This window comes from Otoolea muris (assembly GCF_943193115.1).
Taxonomy (GTDB): Bacteria; Bacillota; Clostridia; order Lachnospirales; family Lachnospiraceae; genus Otoolea; species Otoolea muris.
The window spans coordinates 34,727-53,232 of record NZ_CALPCY010000005.1 but is presented as its reverse complement, the minus strand read 5'-3'; the positions used below and the strand labels follow the sequence as shown (position 1 = coordinate 53,232).

General features: G+C 48.8%; 17 protein-coding genes. All 17 read left to right on the top strand.

From position 1 onward, the window contains the following. Positions 1-10 precede the first annotated feature (10 nt). The 17 genes from NFS31_RS05100 to NFS31_RS05020 all read left to right on the top strand — a co-directional run bounded on the left by NFS31_RS05100 (position 11) and on the right by NFS31_RS05020 (position 18,491). On the top strand, positions 11-1,012 hold the full coding sequence (locus NFS31_RS05100) for a methionyl-tRNA formyltransferase (RefSeq protein WP_251492285.1): 1,002 nt from the start codon (positions 11-13) through the stop codon (positions 1,010-1,012). Then, the gene (locus NFS31_RS05095) at positions 975-1,625 is read left to right on the top strand and encodes a PIG-L deacetylase family protein (protein WP_251492283.1); all 651 of its coding nucleotides are present in this window, start codon (positions 975-977) and stop codon (positions 1,623-1,625) included. Before NFS31_RS05100 ends, NFS31_RS05095 begins: the two co-directional genes overlap by 38 nt. Next, entirely contained in the window at positions 1,622-2,476 is an 855-nt protein-coding gene (locus tag NFS31_RS05090) for a sugar transferase (RefSeq protein ID WP_251492281.1), read from the top strand. The genes NFS31_RS05095 and NFS31_RS05090 overlap by 4 nt, the downstream gene beginning before the upstream one ends. Beyond that, a complete protein-coding gene (locus tag NFS31_RS05085) occupies positions 2,473-3,708 on the top strand; it encodes a glycosyltransferase family 4 protein (RefSeq protein WP_251492279.1) in 1,236 nt (411 codons plus the stop codon). The genes NFS31_RS05090 and NFS31_RS05085 overlap by 4 nt, the downstream gene beginning before the upstream one ends. Beyond that, on the top strand, positions 3,705-5,024 hold the full coding sequence (locus NFS31_RS05080; protein ID WP_331482518.1) for a nucleotide sugar dehydrogenase: 1,320 nt from the start codon (positions 3,705-3,707) through the stop codon (positions 5,022-5,024). Before NFS31_RS05085 ends, NFS31_RS05080 begins: the two co-directional genes overlap by 4 nt. Positions 5,025-5,057: 33 nt before the next feature. Next, positions 5,058-6,125: a non-hydrolyzing UDP-N-acetylglucosamine 2-epimerase gene (wecB, locus tag NFS31_RS05075; RefSeq protein WP_251492454.1), complete on the top strand. Its 1,068-nt coding sequence runs from the start codon at positions 5,058-5,060 to the stop codon at positions 6,123-6,125. Positions 6,126-6,130: 5 nt separating this feature from the next. Then, on the top strand, positions 6,131-7,204 hold the full coding sequence (locus tag NFS31_RS05070) for a Gfo/Idh/MocA family protein (RefSeq protein WP_251492277.1): 1,074 nt from the start codon (positions 6,131-6,133) through the stop codon (positions 7,202-7,204). Beyond that, a complete protein-coding gene (locus NFS31_RS05065; protein WP_251492275.1) occupies positions 7,204-7,743 on the top strand; it encodes an acyltransferase in 540 nt (179 codons plus the stop codon). The genes NFS31_RS05070 and NFS31_RS05065 overlap by 1 nt, the downstream gene beginning before the upstream one ends. Next, positions 7,697-8,791, top strand: a complete 1,095-nt coding sequence (locus NFS31_RS05060) for a glycosyltransferase (RefSeq protein ID WP_251492273.1) — start codon at positions 7,697-7,699, stop codon at positions 8,789-8,791. Before NFS31_RS05065 ends, NFS31_RS05060 begins: the two co-directional genes overlap by 47 nt. A gap of 14 nt (positions 8,792-8,805) precedes the next feature. After that, a complete protein-coding gene (locus NFS31_RS05055; protein ID WP_251492271.1) occupies positions 8,806-9,936 on the top strand; it encodes a glycosyltransferase in 1,131 nt (376 codons plus the stop codon). Positions 9,937-9,943: 7 nt separating this feature from the next. Next, positions 9,944-11,305: an oligosaccharide repeat unit polymerase gene (locus NFS31_RS05050; protein ID WP_251492269.1), complete on the top strand. Its 1,362-nt coding sequence runs from the start codon at positions 9,944-9,946 to the stop codon at positions 11,303-11,305. 13 nt (positions 11,306-11,318) lie between these two features. Then, positions 11,319-12,773 (top strand): oligosaccharide flippase family protein, encoded by a 1,455-nt coding sequence (locus NFS31_RS05045; RefSeq protein WP_251492267.1) that lies wholly within the window; start codon positions 11,319-11,321, stop codon positions 12,771-12,773. Further along, positions 12,760-14,379, top strand: coding sequence for an asparagine synthase-related protein (locus tag NFS31_RS05040; protein ID WP_251492265.1), 1,620 nt, complete (start codon positions 12,760-12,762; stop codon positions 14,377-14,379). The genes NFS31_RS05045 and NFS31_RS05040 overlap by 14 nt, the downstream gene beginning before the upstream one ends. Beyond that, positions 14,376-16,037, top strand: coding sequence for a hypothetical protein (locus tag NFS31_RS05035; RefSeq protein ID WP_251492263.1), 1,662 nt, complete (start codon positions 14,376-14,378; stop codon positions 16,035-16,037). The genes NFS31_RS05040 and NFS31_RS05035 overlap by 4 nt, the downstream gene beginning before the upstream one ends. A 77-nt stretch (positions 16,038-16,114) precedes the next feature. Continuing rightward, positions 16,115-16,786 (top strand): class I SAM-dependent methyltransferase, encoded by a 672-nt coding sequence (locus NFS31_RS05030; RefSeq protein ID WP_251492261.1) that lies wholly within the window; start codon positions 16,115-16,117, stop codon positions 16,784-16,786. After that, complete coding sequence (locus NFS31_RS05025) at positions 16,744-17,349, top strand: glycosyltransferase family 2 protein (RefSeq protein WP_251492259.1); 606 nt, start codon at positions 16,744-16,746, stop codon at positions 17,347-17,349. The genes NFS31_RS05030 and NFS31_RS05025 overlap by 43 nt, the downstream gene beginning before the upstream one ends. Positions 17,350-17,366: 17 nt before the next feature. Further along, positions 17,367-18,491, top strand: a complete 1,125-nt coding sequence (locus NFS31_RS05020) for a DegT/DnrJ/EryC1/StrS family aminotransferase (RefSeq protein ID WP_251492257.1) — start codon at positions 17,367-17,369, stop codon at positions 18,489-18,491. Positions 18,492-18,506: the final 15 nt, after the last annotated feature.

Genomic DNA, 18,506 nt, shown 5'->3' with positions numbered 1-18,506 from the left:
GGATGCAGTAATGAGAATCGTCTGGATCGGTTTTCACGAGGAAGGCGTGCCGGCCTTCCGGCGCCTTCTGGAAAAGGGCGTGGAAATTGCGGCTTTCCTGACGCTTAAGAGGGAACGGCTCTGCCTGAGAAGCGCATACTCAACGGAATACGAAAAGCTGTGCAAAGCATATGGCGTAGCCATATACCAGATTTCAAGCATCAAAGGAGAAGAGGCGTATCATCTGCTAGACTCCCTGCGCCCGGATCTGCTGATAGTGCTCGGATGGAGCGAAATACTGCCAAAGCGGCTGCTGAGAATCCCGTCCATCGGAACCGTGGGAACGCACGCCTCCCTCCTGCCGCACAACCGGGGAAGCGCCCCTGTAAACTGGGCCATCATCCGCGGTGAGACAAGAGGCGGAAATACACTCATGTGGCTGAGCGAGGAGGTTGACGCAGGAGAAATCATTTCCCAGATGGAATTTCCGATTACCATGTACGATACATGCCGCTCTGTCTATGAAAAGGTGGCCAGGACAAATGAAAGCATGCTTGTCAGGCTGCTGGAACGGCTGGCCGCCGGGGAAGAGAAGATCCGGCGCGGGACAGGCGGCGAAGAGGGATGGATGCACGGGGCGCAGGATGAGCCGCTTCTTCCAAGGCGCAGGCCGCAGGACGGCGTCATTGACTGGGATAAAACGGCAAAACAGATTTATGATTTTATCCGCGCCTTGACAAGGCCATACCCGGGCGCATTTACATATTTGGGCCATGAAAAGATATGGATCTGGAGCTGCGCGCTGCTCGCAGGTTCAGAGACGGGAAAGCCGCCGGGCACAATCCTGGGAAATGTATATTCCCCGGATCCGGCCTGCTGCGGAATCGCGGTTGCGGCAAAGCAGGGGATTCTGATCCTCCATGAGATAGAGGATTCAGGGGGGATCTGTTCGGGAAAACGGCTGCATGAGGCAGTATGGGAGGGGAGGTTTGAGAATGCACAGGGTGTTGGTTGTGGCGGCGCACCCGGATGACGAGCTGCTGGGCGCCGGCGGGACGGTTATAAAGCATGCAGACAACGGCGACTGTGTGAGAACTGTTTTGATGTGCGAGGGGGAATCGCTGCGGTACGGAAAAAACTCCGGGCAGGATGAGGCGATCACCGAAGCGGCGCAGATACTCGGTGTTTCCCGTCCCATCACGCTGGGGTATCCGGATCAGAGGCTGGATACCTATACGCTGACAGAGCTCATCCGCCCTTTGGAAGAAATATCACGGGAATACAGGCCGGATATCGTCTACTGCCAGTGGGGAGGCGATGCGAACCGGGATCACCAGATCGTATTCGAGGCGGCGAATATTGCATTCCGGCCGCTTGACGGGCAGCTTACGGAATTTTATTGCTTTTATACCGTAAGCAGCACGGAATGGGCGTATCCAAGGAGCTTTGTCCCGGACACCTGGTCTGATATCAGCGGTGTTCTGGAGAGGAAAATACATGCGTTTCAATGCTATAAGAGCGAGGTAAGAGCGTATCCGCACCCGCGTTCCGTAAAAGCGCTGGAATTTGCGGCGCATTTCTGGGGAAATCAGTGCTGCCTGGACGCGGCGGAGGCGTTTATGACGATACGGAGGATTTTAAAGTGAAGGCGGCGGGAGGAGACGTGAAGGGCGGCAGGCAGGGACGTGCGAAAAAGCGGTATGGGAACGTAAAACGCTGCCTGGACGCGGCAGCGGCCCTTGGAGCGCTTCTCGCGCTGTCCCCGGTATTTTTATTTGCCGCGGCCGGGATCAGGCTGAGCAGCGAGGGGCCGATCCTCTTCCGGGCAGAGAGGATGGGAAAAGGAGGCGTCCCGTTTATCATGTATAAATTCCGCACGATGGAGGAAGGGACGCGGACAGAAAAGGGACGGCGGAAAAAGGAAGCCGGGGCAGAAGGCGCAGGCAGAAAAGAAACAGGCCATGGCGGCCGGATCACTTCCGCAGACGATCCGCGGGTATTTCCCTTTGGAGGCTTTCTGAGGAAGGCCAAAATAGATGAGCTGCCGCAGCTTGTCAATATATTAAAGGGGGATATGGCGGTAATCGGCCCCCGGCCGGAGGATGTATCGATTGTGAAAACACATTATACGAAGAGGCAGATGCATACGCTTGACGTCCTGCCCGGGCTGGCCGGCCCCGGGAGCCTTTTTCTTTATACGCACGGGGAGGCGCTTTTAAAGGGAAGCCATGCAGAGCAGGCGTACATCGAACGGCTGCTGCCCGTGAAGCTGGAGATGGATTTATATTATGTAAGGCATGCCTCCCTTCGCTATGATGCAGGGTTGATCCTGCGGACGATGGCTGTCATCGCGGCGCGGATGTGCGGGGTGAAGCGGTTTGGGTATCCGGCGGAATATAGGGTTGTGAGAGGATGTCAGGAAAAAAAGCGGCAGACACCAGAGGATATACAGGCTTATGCTTGTCGAAAACGCTGTCAGGGAGATAAAACAGGATGAATATTTTATTGCTGAATCATTATGCCGGCAGTGTGGAGATGGGAATGGAATTCCGCCCCTATTACTTTGCCAGGGAATGGGTAAACATGGGATATTCCGTCCGGATCGCGGCCGGGGATTTTTCCCATCTTCGCATGAAAAATCCATGTGTGGCCAGGGATTTCCAGGAAGAAGTCATAGACGGAATCCATTACCACTGGCTCCGGACCGGAGATTACAGAGGAAACGGGATACGGCGGGCTGTTACGATGCTCCGGTTTGCCGGAAAGCTGTGGCTGAAGGCGAAGTGGATTGCCGAAAACTGGAAGCCGGATGTGGTGATCGCCTCCTCGACTTATCCGCTCGATACGTATGCCGCGCAGCGGATCAGGCGCTTTTGCGGGGCGAGGGTAATCCATGAAGTGCATGATATGTGGCCGATTACTCTTATAGAAGCGGGAGGAATGAAGAAAACGCACCCATTTGTTATATTGATGCAGATAGCGGAGAATGCATTTTGCCGTCATTCCGATTATGTCGTCTCCCTGCTTCCCCATGCGAAATCGTACTTTATCCGCCACGGGATGAAAGCAGAAAAATTTAAAACCATACCAAACGGGATCGCGCAGGAGGAATGGGAGGAGGCGCTCCCGCTTCCTGCAGAACATAAAAAGCAGATGGAGGCTCTGAAAAGCCAGGGAAAATTCATACTTCTTTATTTTGGCAGCTTTACAAAATCCTATGCAATCGATCTGCTGATCCGGGCAGTTCAGAAGACAGAAGCGCCCCAAATTGCATTGATCTGTGTGGGAAATGGAATCGAGAAGGAGGCATTGATACGCCTGGCTGAAACGACATGCAAAGAAGCATTTGTATTTCTTCCTCCTGTGCCGAAACGGGCTGTCCCATCTCTGACCAGCCTGGCTGACGCCTTGTATGTGGGCGCCTTGAAAAACGATATGTTCCGGTTTGGGATCTGTATGAATAAACTGTTTGATTCTATGATGGCAGGAAGGCCGATCCTTTATGCGGCAGAAGCGCCGGATAATTATATAGAAACGTTTTCCTGCGGAATTTCGGTGAAGGCAGAATCAGTCGATGACCTGGCGAAAGGTATTTTAAAAATGGTGAATCTGCCGGAAGCGGAGAGGGAGCGGATGGGGCAGAATGGGAGAAAGGCCGCCACAGAACATTTTGAATACAAAACATTAGCGGCCCGGTTTGCCGCATTATTTGAGGAGACAGAGCAATGAGCATAAAGGAAAATCTGTTAAAGAAAATAGAAGAAAAATGTATCCGTGTCGGGGTGGCGGGGCTTGGCTATGTCGGGCTTCCGCTTGCTGTGGAGAAGGCAAAGGCCGGCTTTAAAACGATTGGCTTTGATATCCAGGCCGGGAAAGTGGATATGGTAAATGCAGGTCATAACTATATCGGCGATGTGGTGGACAGCGATTTGAAAACTCTGGTGGAACAAGGGATGCTCTCAGCCACCACGGACTTTTCCTTTATGAAAGACATGGATTTTATCGCGATCTGCGTCCCGACTCCCCTGGATAAGCACCAGCAGCCGGATATCAGCTATGTAAAGCATTCCGTCGAGGAAATCGCCCGTTATTTAAAGAAGGAAACCATGGTTGTGCTGGAGTCAACGACCTATCCGGGAACAACGCAGGAGCTGGTGCGGCCGCTTCTGGAGTCGGGTTCGGGATTTAAGTGCGGAATCGATTTTTATCTGGGATTTTCACCGGAGCGCGTGGATCCCGGAAACCTGATTTATAAGACAAAAAATACGCCCAAGGTGGTCGGAGGCGTCGGAAAGGATGCGACAGAGGTCATTGCCGCTATGTACCGCGCCGTTCTCGACGGGGACGTGTTCGAGGTTTCTTCTCCCGCAGTCGCTGAGATGGAAAAAATCCTGGAGAATACATACCGCAATATCAATATCGGCCTGGTCAATGAACTGGCCATGCTCTGCGACCGGATGGACATCAGCCTCTGGGAAGTGATTGATGCGGCAAAGACAAAGCCCTACGGCTTCCAGGCATTTTATCCCGGGCCTGGCCTGGGCGGGCACTGTATCCCCCTGGATCCGTATTATCTTTCCTGGAAAGCGAGGGAATACGGCTTCCACACCTCCATGATCGAGAGCTCCATGATGATCAATGACCGGATGCCGGAATACTGCGTGGAACGGGCCGGGCGGATTCTCAACCACCATGAAAAGTCCCTGAAAAATGCCCGGATTCTTGTTCTGGGGGTGGCGTATAAGCAGGATATTGACGATTACCGCGAGAGCCCGGCGCTGCGTGTGATTGAAGTTCTCAGGAACGAGCAGGCGCAGGTGGAATACTATGATCCGTATATCCGTTCCTACCGCTATCATGGGGAGACGGTTAAAGGGCTTGAAGCCATTTCCCCGGCGATCGTTGCATCGTTTGATCTGGTGATGGTAACAGCGGCCCACAGCAATGTGGATTACGCTATGATCCAGAGGCATGCCAGGGCTGTTTTTGATACGAAAAATGTGATGAAGGGTTTGGAACCGCGCGGGAATATCGAGGTTCTGTAACAGGATTTTACCGGAGGTGAGGCATTGAAGATAGTGACAGTGGCAGGCGCGCGGCCTCAATTTATCAAGGCAGCCGCTTTTTCAAGGGCGGCTGCAGAAATACATGAGGAAATTCTGGTACATACCGGCCAGCATTTTGACGCAAATATGTCAGATATATTTTTTGAGGAGCTAAAGATACCGAAGCCAAGGTATTATCTGGGGATTTCAGGCGGAACGCATGGAAAAATGACAGGCGCCATGCTCGCAGGAATCGAGCAGGCGCTGCTTGCGGAAAAACCGGACTGGTGCCTGGTTTATGGGGATACGAATTCCACTCTGGCAGGCGCGCTGGCAGCCGTTAAGTTGAATATACCGGTTGCGCACGCGGAAGCCGGCGTCAGGATGGGGACGCTGAGCAACCCCGAGGAGGTCAACCGGGTTGTGACGGATCACGTTTCCCGCCTTCTTTTTACACCGACGGATCTGGAAAAAGGAAATCTGCAGAAGGAAGGCATTGGAAACAATGTCTACGCGGTGGGAAACCTCATGTATGACTCTTATCTCTATGCGGACGGACTGCAGACAGATTTGCGTCCGGCCGTTGATTTCGATAACCGTCCGCTTGTCCTGCCGGATCGCTATTATTATCTCACCTGCCACAGGCAGGAGAACACATGCAGCGATAAGCCGCTTCTGGAAATTTTCACCGCAATGAACGAGTTGGACGCCCCCACGGTTTATCCGGTTCATCCGAGAAATAAGGAGCGGGCCGCGCGTCTGTGCAGGGAACACGGTTTTCACCGGATCCGTCTGATCCAGCCGGTTGGCTATATGGAATCGCTTAAGCTTTTAAAACGCTGTGAAAAGGTGGTAACAGACTCCGGAGGGCTTCAGTGCGAGGCTTTTTTTGCAGGAAAACAGTGCGTAACCGTGTTTGACCGGGTTATCTGGCCGCAGACAATGGCTGCAAAGCGCAACCAGCTCGCCAGGGCGGACGCACGGGATATCTTAAACAAACTGGCGGCCTCACAGAAGATAGACAACACATATCAGCCGTTTGGAGACGGACATACAGCGGAGCGGATGATACGGATTATGGAAGAAAACATGGAGGGATAAGTCGAATGAGATACGCACTGATCGGCTGCGGGAGAATTTCTACGAACCATATGAAAGCAGCCGTAAACAATCATCTGGAAATAACGGCTGTCTGTGATCTTTTACCGGAGCGGATGGAGACGCTTCTCGAGGCGCATGGCCTTCAGACGAACGGACAGATCAGGCGGTTTACGGATTATAAAACGCTGGTACATGACATTAAGCCAACGCTTGTCAGCATTGCAACCGAAAGCGGCAGCCATGCAGAGATCGCATTATACTGCATCCGCCATGGAATCCATGTGATCATCGAAAAACCCATGGCCATGAGCATGGCGGACGCGGATGCTATCATCCGCTGTTCGCAGGAACAGGGCGTAAAGGTGTGCGCCTGCCACCAGAACCGATTTAATCTTGCCGTCCAGTCCATGCGCAGGGCTCTGGAGGAGGGGCGGTTTGGCCGTCTGTCGCACGGCTCGGTACACGTGCGCTGGAACCGGAACCGGGCGTATTATCAGCAGGCCCCCTGGAGAGGGACATGGGCCCTGGACGGCGGCGCGCTGATGAATCAGTGCATCCATGGCATTGACCTGCTGCGCTGGACATTCGGCGGGGAGATCGAGGAGGTGTACGGCCAGACAAGACGGCAGTTCCACCCCTATCTGGAGGCCGAGGATGTGGGAATGGCGGTGATCCGTTTCAAAAACGGCGCGATTGCCACCATCGAAGGTACGACAAACGTTTACCCCGGAAATCTGGAAGAGACGCTTTACGTTTTTGGCGAGAAAGGAACTGTAAAAATCGGCGGAACATCCACGAATTCGATAGATGTGTGGGAATTTGACGACGAAACGGATGCGGATCAGGCGAAAAAGGGATTCCGTGAAGCGGCTGCAAATGTATATGGCAACGGGCATACCAGCCTGTTTGCGGATATGGCGGACGCTATCCGGACCGATCGGGCCCCCTATGTGGACGCGCGCGCGGGACGCGATGCGCTGGAGCTGGTGCTGGCTGTCTATAAAAGCCAGAAGGAAGGCAGGGCGGTGAGACTTCCCCTGACGGACTTTGCATGCGGGGATATGAAAGGCGAATTCTGATGGAAAACAAGTATTTCGTACATGAAAGCAGCTATATTGACGATGATGTGGAGATCGGTTCCGGAACGAAAATATGGCATTTCTGCCACATCCAGAGCGGCGCGCGGATCGGAGATAACTGCTCGCTGGGGCAGAATGTGAATATATCAAACCATGTAAAAATCGGAAACCGGGTCAAGATTCAGAACAATGTCTCTGTTTACGAAGGCGTGGAGCTGGAGGACGGCGTATTCTGCGGGCCTTCCTGCGTATTTACCAATGACCTGACGCCGCGCGCGGAGTTCCCGAAGGGGAGAGAGGGGTATCGGCGCACGCTGGTAAAGCGCGGGGCCAGCATCGGAGCGAATGCCACGATTGTCTGCGGCGTCACAATAGGAGAATACGCCATGGTAGCCGCCGGAGCAGTGGTGACACGGGATGTTGAGGCATATACGCTGGCAGCGGGAGTTCCGGCAAGGGCTGTGAGAAAGATCGATGTGCGAGGGGACAAAGATGGAACGAAAAATCTGGTGTATGGTGGAATATTACCCGACCCCTGAAAACAAGGCCTCCGCCTTTTTTGTACATAATCGGGTGAAGTATTATCAAAACAACGGCGCTGCGGTAGAGGTGATAAGCGATTCAGCCAGATCCTCCTACCAGTTTGACGGAATTTCCGTCATAACAAAACAGGATTTCCTGTGCCGAAAGCATGAATGGAAGGACTCGATTTTAATCTGTCATGCCGCCAATATCCGCCATCAATATTTCTTCCTGAAAAAATATGGGCGCTGTTTTAGAAAGATAGTCATGTTTTTTCATGGACATGAGATCTTGAACATAAATAAGGTCTATTCAGAGCCGTATGCGTTTGAAAAGAAAAATCCTGCAAAAGAGCTTCTCCAGAATGGATACGACTGTTTAAAAATCAGGCTTTGGACGCAATTTATAAGAGAACATATGAATTCCCTGTTTCTCTTTTTTGTAAGCGGGTGGATGAAGCGTCAGTTTATGGCGGCAACCGGCATTTCGGATGAGGAGATGAAAAATCACTGCTCTGTGACTTACAATGCAGTAGGAGAGATGTTTGAAAATAGCCGGTTTGATAAGGATTCCCAGAAGGAATACGATTTTATCACTATAAGAGGAAACCTGGATAACTCGAAATATGCGGTTGATATTGTTAATGAGCTGGCCGGTTTAAATCCCCAAAAGAAGTTTCTTTTAATCGGAAGAGGGAAGTATTTTACATACAACAGGAAAGCAGACAATCTGGAATGGATAAACGATGTTCTGGCTCACACGGAAATCTTGCAGTATCTTGACAAATCCCGCTATGCGCTGATGCCGACAAGAACCGACGCACAGGGTGTGATGGCCTGTGAAATAGCGACGACAGGAATGCCGCTGATCACGAGCGATATCGAGGTCTGCCATGAGGTCTTTGACGGCTTTGGGAATGTAAGGTTTATCGATAATCATCACATAAAGCCGTTTGATGAAACATTTTTAAAGGGCTTTGGAGAGGGCGGGAGCGGGAAATACAAATCCGCCCGGACGAACCAAAAGGAGTTTTCCATTATACAGAGCCTGGGACGAAACGAATAAGGGGACAGTAAGGCATGAATGAAAAGCGATGTATATTTCATATACCAAATTATGTTGATCCAAAGGGATTATCCGGCTCCAATGTCAGGCCGTATAAAATGGCCGATGCATTCCGCCAAAACGGGTATGCGGTGGATGTTGTGATGGGATATGGAAAGGATCGGAAACGGCAGATTGCAGAAATTAAAAGGAATATTTCAAACGGTGTAAGATACGATTTTTTATACAGCGAGAGCAGCACCATGCCGACGCTGTTGACGGAGCGGCATCATCTTCCGGTATATCCATTTCTCGATTTCGGATTCTTTAAATTTTGTAAAACACATGGAATTAAAATCGGTTTATTCTACCGGGATATATATTGGAAATTTCCTTTATATCGGGAAAAGATAAATGTCCTTAAGGCAAAATTGGCTACGGCTATGTACCGTTATGATCTTTTCCAATACGATCGATTACTGGATGTATTATTTTTGCCGTCTGTTCTTATGAAACAATATATGAAGGAAATAAAACCATCATTACCGCTTATTCCTCTGCCTCCCGGAACTTGTCCGGCAAATAGCATTGCGCAGCGGGATGGCCTGGACGACTCGCTTCGTCTGCTCTATGTCGGCGGGATCAGCCGTGGTGTGTATGATTTAACCAATCTCTTAAAATCCGTTGTGTCTGTATCCGGAACAGAACTTACCATTTGTTGCCGCGAAAAGGATTGGGAGGCTGAAAAGGGCTATTACGAACGCTTTTTAAACGAGCGCATAAAAATTGTACACACATGGGGGGCCGGTCTAAAGCCATATTACTCACAGGCAGATATGAGCTGTTTAATAACGAATCAATCCGATTACAGAAGCTTTTGCATGCCAATCAAGCTGTTTGAATATCTTTCCTACCAAAAGCCAATCTTCATTACAGACGGATCGGCCGGGGCTGAATTTGTCCGGAACAATAATATCGGGGTTGTCGTGCAGCCGGATGAAGAGAGCATAAAAAGCGCTTTACAGGATATATCATCCCATCGTGACAGGCTCACAGAAATTTCCGTCCATATGGAAGCGATTGCCGAACATAATTCCTGGTCCGCACGCGCGCGGACGGTCGAAGCGGTATTATGTTCCCAAAACCAGAAAGAAGAAATGCGGTAAAAAAATCATGAAAATTATCATCGTTTTAGCTGTTTTGTGCCTGTTCACCCGTTTGTTCCGAATAGCGGCAGGAACCCTGGATATTAAGAAGCTGAATATTATCAGCTATGCTTATTACAATATATTGATCTTTTCATTTATTGGAGCCTCGCTGGTTTTTCTGGGATTTCGCGATCACTATTTAATTGCAGATATAAAAAGCGAGGCTGTCATTCATAAAACGTATCTGTTTCTGTGTTATGCAATCATCGTGTTTCCTGCTTCTGTGATTCTTTGCAACTTCCTTCTGAATGGCAGGAAGATCCGGAAACAATATGAGAAACAGCTACAAACCGGCGCTGCGTACAGGAACGGGGAAAAAGTGGTTTTTATATTCTCTGCCGCCATGGCCGTAATAGGAATATCCGCCACAATCTACATGTTTGTCTGCATCGGCTCCGTTCCGATTCTGCACTTAAATCAGACAAGCGAGGAGCTGGCCAGGATAAGCTCACAGGTAAACCGCAATTTTGCGGGAAACACTTATATAAAAAATATTGTTGTGCTGACATTTGTTCCGCTGTTTTCCTATTTAACATATGTATACTGGAGAACAAGCAGAAAAATCCAGTGGGGAATGCTGTTTTTTATCTTCTTTATCACAAGTATCCTGGTTAAGACGCATGACTTGTCAAAGGCGCCTGTGATTTACTATGCATTTCATTTCATTGTGATTGAAGTAATTTTGAACAACAGGAAGCTGTTCCGATATCTTTTCGCTTTCGGGGCGTTGGGGCTTATCTGTATTTTTTTGCAGTACAAATACATTATGGGCTATAATACGAACTTTTTTACGATTCGTTCCGGCCCGGGAGGGCGCATTTTTATGACGCAGATTGCAACGCTGTTTTTACATATTCAGGCATTCCCGGAGCAGATCCCATATCTGAACGGAGCAAGCCTGCCGACAGTGCTGGCAAAGCTGGCAGGCATTCCGGATTCCTGGGTACGCTCCGGCCGCGAAGTGATGAAACTGTATAATCCGGCGGCAGTGAGCGATGGAACCGCTGGTTCGATGAACGCCTTTTTTATTGGGGAGGCGTATGCCAACTGGGGGACTGCAGGGGCGTTTGCAGCGCCTGTGATCATTGGGATCCATTTTTCGGTTGCATTTACGCTGCTGCTTAAGATGAAGAAAACGCCGCTGTCCATTATGCTGTATATCGCGCTGTTTCAGATGCTGACAGGCGCATTGCAGGGCGGTTTTGTCGATTATCTGTATAATATAGGAATCATTCTCACCATCGCTTTGGTTTATGGCATAAGCGTTCTGCTAAGCCGCGGAAAACTGGGCGTCAGGAAGCCTCTGAGATGGAAACGCATACAGTAAGGACGGGTGTCAGATGAGAGATTTTATACATAAAGCCTTCGGACATGAGAGCTTTTTAAAAAATATTTTGCTGCTTGTATCCGGCACATTGCTGGCTCAGGTGATTTCCTTTCTGGCCTCCCCGGTTTTGACAAGGCTTTATTCTCCGGCTTCCTATGGGGAATTTGGCTTATTTACGGCCTGCACCGCGATTGCCGGCGCGCTGATCTGTTTCCGGTATGAGCTGGCGCTTGTGATACCGCGCTCAAAGGAACATGCGGCGGCCTTGTTTTGCCTGGCTGTCATCTGCTGCTGTATCAATACAGTATGCATCACGCTTCTTATCACAGCAGCCGGGAAATATGCGGGGTTCGCTTTGGTGAGCGGACATGCCTTCATAAGATATATTGTGTTTCCAATCTATATTTTTTGCTCCGGTATATCTTCCATATGCAATTACTGGTATACAAGAGAGGGGAAATTCAAGTACCTGGCAAAACGCCAGGTTGCGTATACCATACTGACCGTCCTGGCGGAATTGTGCTTTGCCTGGCTTCTGACCGGGGATTCCGGCCTGGGACTCGTTCTGGGCTCCACGCTTGCATTGGGGGGGACGACGCTGTTTTTATTTATGAGCATTATAAAACAGGACTGGGCTGACATAAAACAGGTACGCTGGAGGGATATCAGGAAAGAAGCCTGGCGCTACCGGGAATTTCCCCTGTTCTCATCATGGACGGCTGTGTTTAACACGCTTTCTTTTTCTCTGCCGTCTCTTATGCTTTCAGCGTATTTTAACAGTGAAACCGTAGGCTGCTATAACCTTGGCTATAAGATCCTGGATCTGCCGATCAGCCTGATCGGGACTTCGGTCGCCCAGGCGTTTTATCCGAATATCCGGGAGCAGGATACGCCGGATAAAAAGAAGCAGGCGGCGCTGACCGTCCTGCGCCATCTGTTTGAAACCGGCTTTGTGCCATTAGCGCTGATCAGTATTGCAGCGCCATGGATTTTTTCGATTATTTTCGGAGAGGAATGGCTTGTGACCGGTTATTATGTACGGCTGCTGGCTCCGTGGCTGTTTCTCGTTTTTATTGCCTCCCCGGTTTCGGATTTATATATTGTTCTGAACCGGCAAAAGGAACACTTAATCATGAATATCGCGATGCTGGCCGTGCGGTTTCTCTCGCTTTATATCGGAGGCCGGCTGCGCCACGACAGAGTGGCAATTGGCTTATTTGGGGCGGCCGGCGCGGTTATGTGGATCCTGAATATGACCTATATCCTGTCAAAGGTAGGCGTCCATATGGGGGAATTGTTTCAGATCGTGAAAGCAGGCGTGAAAACAGGCGCGAAATATCTGATCCTTCCGGTACTCAGCCTGTTTTTCCATAATCGTTCCGTGTTTTTTATCTCTTTTTTATGCGGTTTATGGTTCCTGTATGGTTATTATGTGAAGATAAGAAGGGGTGCAGATGGTACGGTATAAATTATGTAACAACTACGGTGTCAGCCGGATTCAAACAGACAGGCTTACCATGCAGGGAAGCTGTTTCTGGAACAACCGTCTCCTGTCAGAGGAGGACGAAGAGCAAATCATCCATTTGCTGCGCCAGAACCGGAGCCATGAATTTCATGGTTTCTACTCCATTTATGTGTTTGATGCTCCGGATGTGTATTGCCTTTGTGATCCGATGCGAAGTTATCCGGTCTTTTACTGCTGTCATAAGGAAGATTTATATATAAGCGATAATCCGTACTGGATTGCGCAGGAAACAAAAGACCGGCTGGACGGGAAAAAAGCCGAAGACTATAAGCTGGCTTTATTTACATTTGGCGATGAAACCCTGTTTTCATCCGTGAAACAATTGCGCGCGGGAGAAATGCTGCATTACAGGGACGGAAGGCTGACGGTCGGGAAAGCCGGCGCGGTGTATGAGAGGCATTACAGAAACAGGAGCTATCCGGCATGGATGAGGGAACATGAGGCTGCGCTAAAACAGGCGTTTACGCGTCTTATTCGTTTTGCGGACGGAAGAAGGATCGTGGTTCCTCTTAGCGGCGGTTATGATTCCAGGCTGGTCGCCTGTATGCTGAAAAAGCTGAACTATGAACATGTCACTGCATTTACATACGGGGATCCGGATGGAGCCGAGGTCCGGCTGAGCCGGGAGGTTGCGCGGCGTCTGCATTACGACTGGCTGTATATTAAGGCAGAAAAAGAGGATTGTGAGCAGGCGCGCGATTCAGAGGAATTCCTTGCATTCTTTTCATATGCGGGAAGAGCCGTTTCCGTTCCGCATCTGCAGGACTGGATTTGTATAAAGAAAATGCGGGAACACGGGTGGATTCCAGAAGACAGCGTTATCGTGCCGGGGCATGCCGGGGATGTGCTGAGCGGGGAGTGCAGCGACAGAAAAGGATGGCTTTATAAAAATAAAACAGGAGAGAGGGATATCAGAAAGGCAGCGCAGGCGGCTGTGGATTACCTTTTTACAGAAAAATTTTTGAGCAGGGATGAAAAACGGTATTATGAAGCGTGTGTCGCCAGAGAAATGAGGCGATTTTCCAGTGCGCCGGATACAGCCTCTCTCTATGAAAGCTGGTGGCTCTGTGAGCGGACGTCAAAATTTATCATCAATTCCGTGCGCGCCTATGAATTTTTTGGCTATCAGTGGTGGCTTCCTCTGGCGGATCGCGGGTATGCGGATTTCTGGTCAGAGGTCCCGCTGCCTTACCGTGCGGATCAGAAAATATATTGTGACACGGTAAAGGAGCTGATGAACCAGGTCTTACATAAGGCGATCCCAAGGGAGGGGGAGGCGGCCGGGCATTTTAACGGAATGAAGAAACTGGCATCCCGGTATTGCTCCATCAACGCCAGAAACCAGTTAAAACGAATCATCAGGAAACCGGATGAAATGCGCAGGGAGTATGAGAGAGGGCCGGGCCTGATGTGGTATTACTTTACTCGTAACAGCGAAGAATATATGGATTTTAAACAGAAAAATAATACGGCCAATTATGCCGCAGGGGAGTATTACTTAAAGCATTTTGATGATTTTATGGAGGCAGAGAGGGCGGCAGAGCCATGAAATGGCGAAATAGGATATTCCCATATATCGGCATTTTTGCTTTTGTGCTCATTGTATGGGGAGTTATGATACACCGGATGCGCCTGGGGGTGGACTTCACAGACGAGACAGCCTATCTGACCTGGGCGTACCGGTTTTCTCTGGGAGATCGTATTTTATTAGATACATCAGAGGAACTTCAAAGCATAGGAAGCCTCTTTATTGCGCCGGCTTTAAAGGGATTTCGTTTCATAAACGGAGGATATGACGGGGTTATATACTGCTTTCGCATGATGTACTTTTTGTCAACGATCGCGCTGTATCTGGTTATCGTTTATTCACTCAACTGCAGAAATAAGGCTGTATATTATTATCTCTTTACCCTACCAGTGACAATTGCGGCTGTGGCGAATCTATACCAGTTTTCGTACAATACACTTTCACTCAACCTCGCATATGCCGCTATATGGTGTTTATTTCCGATTCGGGACATGGATGGAAACGGCAAAGCGCTGGCCGCGCTGTCAGGCTGTCTTATGGCGCTGTCATCTATCATCTATCCCTCATTCAGTGTGTTATTTATTGCTATGGGAATCGTGCATTATCATATCTTAAGGAAGGATCAACAGCAGAAGGCCGTATGCTTTATCAGGATTTATACAGCCTTTGCCGCTTTTGTTGTATGCCTGTTTTTACTGTGGCTCCTGTCATCATCTGAGTGGGATATTCGGGGAATGAAGGCAGGAATCCATGCTATGCTTAAGCAGCTGCAACTGAAACAGGCGCCAACTCTGATGCAAAAACTCCGGTTCGCACTGCTGGAGATAAGAAAAGCGGCAAATTCGCATATAGCTGTGTATGTTCTGTGTTTTGTGGCTGTTTCCGAGTGTATCGGAAGAAAACAGAATCAATTACGTTTATATCTTCTTTTGGTTTTATATGTAAGCGTGCTGTTGGATTTCAAACTTTCAGGCGCTTCGTATTTCATCGTGTATGCCAGTATGTTTTGTTCAGAACTGTATGTTTTTCTGCGATGGGCTCATATCGAAGAAAAAGAACATATAGTGAATGGAGTTATTCTGCCGGGCTTTTTAATCATCATCCTTCGGTTTATAACAAGCGATAACCAATCAATACTTATGCAGATACAGACGGGATTTGTCCTCATCGCTCCGCTTTATCCATTGTGTTTCCCTGAACAGAATGAGCGCTTAAGCGGTAACGTATGCGTTCTCGGAATGATGACGGCAATTCTTTGCTTATCCATATCTTTTCACAGTTTTTACAGGGAAGAAGAGTATGGGAGCTTAGATACGGAGGTGGAAGATGGGATATATAAGCATTTATATACAACTGGGAAACGCCATGCAGTTATCGGCAGGATTCAGGAAGAACTGAAAAATTATATCCGGCCCCAAGAGGGTATGACAATGTTAGCGGCAAACCATTTTGTTCCTGTGTATATGATATCAGGAATGAGGCCGGTTACACCGGATATTTGGGATGCGATGGGAACAAACAGAGGAAACAAAAGCTCTGAGCCATTACTGGCATACATGGAGCGGACAGGACGGGAGCCGGACTACATTCTGTTTGAGGATTATGAAGGAAATATGTACTGGTACGATGATCCTGCCTATTCTTTTAATTTATACATTTCAGATAACTATTTGTTATAACCAGAGATCTTGCGGTAAAAGTAAATTGGATATTAGATAATCTGATTCCTCCGATTTTGCGCGACTGCAGATTATTTATGAAAGCCATCGAATATGCGGTTTATGGAAAGAAAGGAACCATATTTCTTGATTTTAAAGAAAATGGCAGGTATTTACATCTGTCATCTGCTGAATTAAAGACTATATATCAGGAGGTTGCCGATGCATCGACGGCAATGACGCGTCCTACGGATTTGAATCATGTTATGGAAGAAAAGGTTTTGAATTTTTTTAAGGCAAGAGCCGGACAAGTTATCAAAATTTTGGATGTCGCATGCGGGCGTGGATATTTGTCAAATGAAATAGCAGGAATTTCGGCCAGTTTCGATGTATATGGTATCGATATAATTATTCCAAATATATCAGAACAGCCTGAAAACCTTCATTTTCTGGAAGGAGAAATTGAGCATATTCCGTTTCCGGATCGTTTTTTTGATGTTGTAATCTGTACTTATACATTGGAGCATGTATTGAATTTAGAAGCAGCTCTGGCCGAATTGCGCAGGGTATGTAAAGGAAAATTAATCGTCGTTGTTCCCTGCGAACGCGAATACCAGTATACGACCAATTTACATACATACTGGTTTCCTTATCCCCACACAATAAAACGTTTATTCCATAATCCGGATGGGAAGGTTGCAAAATGGGGAGGAGAACTTCCCGTCTTGTGGTCATTGATGACGGAAGCAGCGACAGGACTTACGCGATGATAAAAAGGATGGCTGAGGACATGCCCTTATTGGAGCCTGTTACAAAGGAAAATTCCGGGCACGGGCCAACGGTTCTTTTCGGATATCAATATGCTGTGAAAACGGGAAATGCAGATTATATTTTCCAGACGGATTCAGATGGCCAGACTGCTGCATCCGATTTTGAAACATTCTGGGATTTGAGAAAATCGTATGATATGGTAATCGGACAGCGCATTGACCGCAGGGATGGAATGCAGAGAATATTCGTCACACGGATGTTAAAAATGATTGTAAACTTTATTTTCAGGGAAAAAATTCCAGACGCCAACACGCCGTTTCGTCTGATGAAGGCAGACCGGCTGAAGGATGTGCTGGAATCCGTGCCGGAAAATTTTTATCTGGCAAATGTTCTGATTTCGATTATTTACATAAAGAAAAATTATAAAGTAAAATTTGTTCCAATCATGTTCAGGGAACGGCAGGGGGGAACGAATTCCCTGAATATGATAAAGATCTTTAAGATTGGCATGGCAGCAATAAAAGATTTTTTATATTTAAGAAACAAGATAAAACATCTGTAAGAAAGAGAGGAGATAGTATGCAATTTCGCGATTTAAAAACCCAGTATGAAACCTTAAAACCTTCCATTGACGCGGCGATTGCCGGCGTCATTGCCGAAACATCTTTTATCAGCGGTTCTCCGGTAAAGGAACTGGAAAAACGGCTGGCGTCCTATGTGGGCCGCAAACACTGTATTACCTGCGGCAACGGCACGGATGCGCTTTCCCTGGCGATGATGGCGTGGAATATCGGGCCCGGAGACGCTGTCTTTGTCCCGGATTTCACGTTTTTCGCGACAGCGGAGGTGGTATCCTTTGAGGGAGCGACGCCGGTTTTGGTCGATGTGGATGAAAGGACTTTTAATATGGATCCGCAAAAGCTCACAGAAGCGATTGAGGCGGTTCTCGGCGAAGGCAGGCTTCGCCCCAGAGCAGTTATCCCTGTCGATCTGTTCGGCCTTCCGGCGGACTATCCGGAAATTGAGCGGATCGCAGCGCGTTATGGTTTAAAAATACTGGAGGACGCCGCACAGGGCTTTGGCGGACGTATAGGCGAAAGAATGGCGTGTTCCTTTGGGGATATCTCCGCTACCTCCTTTTTTCCGGCAAAGCCTCTTGGCTGTTACGGGGACGGCGGCGCTGTTTTCACGGATGATGATGAGACGGCCCGGTATCTGGAATCCGTCTGCGTTCACGGCAAAGGTTCTTATAAGTATGAAAATGTCCGCATCGGATGGAATTCCAGACTGGATACGCTGCAGGCCGCAATTCTGCTGCCAAAGTTCAGGGCTTTTGAGGAATATGAGCTTGAGCGGGTGAATGAGGCGGCGGCGTGGTATACAGAGGAGCTGGCAGATATTGTGAAGACGCCGGTTATTCCAGAAAATTTCCGTTCCAGTTGGGCGCAGTATACGATTCAGCTTGAAAATAAAGAAAAAAGAGACGGTCTCCAGGCTTTTCTCGAAAAACAGGGCATTCCGACAATGGTTTATTACCCCATTCCTCTTCATCAGCAGGAGGTCTATCAAGCAAATCCGGTTTATCAGGCATGCCCGGCAACAAAGCGGCTCTGCGAGCGTGTGCTGTCCCTGCCTATGCACCCTTATCTGGGCAGGGAGGATGTCAGGATGGTAAGCGGGCAAATCAGAACCTATTTGAAATAATTTGATTGACCAGGG